This is a genomic window from Streptomyces sp. NPDC054813, assembly GCF_053611365.1.
In genome coordinates, this window is the sequence record NZ_JBSHAF010000076.1 from 1 (window position 1) to 1,144 (window position 1,144).

1 protein-coding gene is annotated in these 1,144 nt (G+C 69.1%); it reads right to left on the minus strand.

Features of this window, described 5'->3' with window-relative positions:
• Window positions 1-1,052, minus strand: a 1,052-nt coding sequence (locus ACWGJB_RS49825) for an IS701 family transposase (RefSeq protein WP_453386638.1), incomplete at its 3' end; no start/stop codon positions are given.
• Window positions 1,053-1,144: the final 92 nt, after the last annotated feature.

Consider the following 1,144-nt stretch of genomic DNA (forward strand, 5'->3'; position numbering starts at 1 on the left):
CTCATCCAGCCGACGTAGCGGCGGACTTCGTACTGGTCCAGGCCGCACTCGTTCTTCGCGGCCTGGAAGCATTCCTCGATCGCCCACCGGCGCCCGGCAACGCGCACGAGTCGGTCGACGCCGGTGCCCACCGGCGCGTATGCGAGGTAGTAGGCAATCTGATCGGGTCTGCTGATACTGCGCCGGGCCAGCGCCCAGCGGTGATGGGTGGGCCGCTCACCGTCGAAGTCCTCGATCACCGGGAGCTGGACGGCCGCCCAGTCATAGACGCGCGGGCCCTTGGCGCCGTCGCCGCACGAGCGTTGCTCCCATGCCTCATTCGGCGCCTGCGCGAAGAGATAGTCGATCCGGCCGAAGCGGGGCACCGGCTGGGACTTCGGGACGGCGAGCACGTAGCCGACTGTGGCTTCTTCCAGCATCCGGCGAAAGCGCCACTCCTGGCCGTAGGCGGCATCCGCGGTCACCCAGGCGATCGGCAGCGGGGAGGCCAGTGCGCGCAGCACCATTGCCCTGGCCAGCTCTGGTTTGGTGGCGAAGCCCCTCTCATCAGGAATCTTGGCGGCGCGGCAGCGTTCGCGGTCGTCCGTCCAGGACTTGGGCAGATACAGCTGGCGGTCCACCAGGGCGCGTGCGCGGGTGGTGGCGTAGGCGGCGAAGACGCCGATCTGACAGTTCTCGGTGCGGCCGGCGGTGCCGGAGTACTGGCGCTGCACCCCCGCGGAGGTGGTGCCCTTCTTGACGAAGCCAGTGTCGTCGAGGATGAGGACCCCGTCGGCCTCGCCGAGCTTGTCGGCGATGTATGCCTGCAGGTCATCGCGGACGTCGTCGGCGTTCCAGGTGGCTCCGTTCAGCAGCCGCTGCAGGCCGTCGGGGGTGCGGTGGCCTGCATGTTCGGCCAGTTGCCAGCCGTTCTTGCGGCCGACCGGGCCGAGCAGGGCCCGGACGTAGTCACGCATGCGGCGTCGCAGGTCGGCGCGGCCGAAACGGTGGCCGATGCGCAGGAAGAGGTCGTCGAGTTCACGGTCCCAGGTCGCGTCGGCAAGGTCGTCGATCACGCCGGGAGGCTGCCCTCATCACCGCGCAGACAGTTCTCGATGTCATTCGTTGGAGGGGCGGTCCGCCAAGACCGCCCCCGACGCACCAT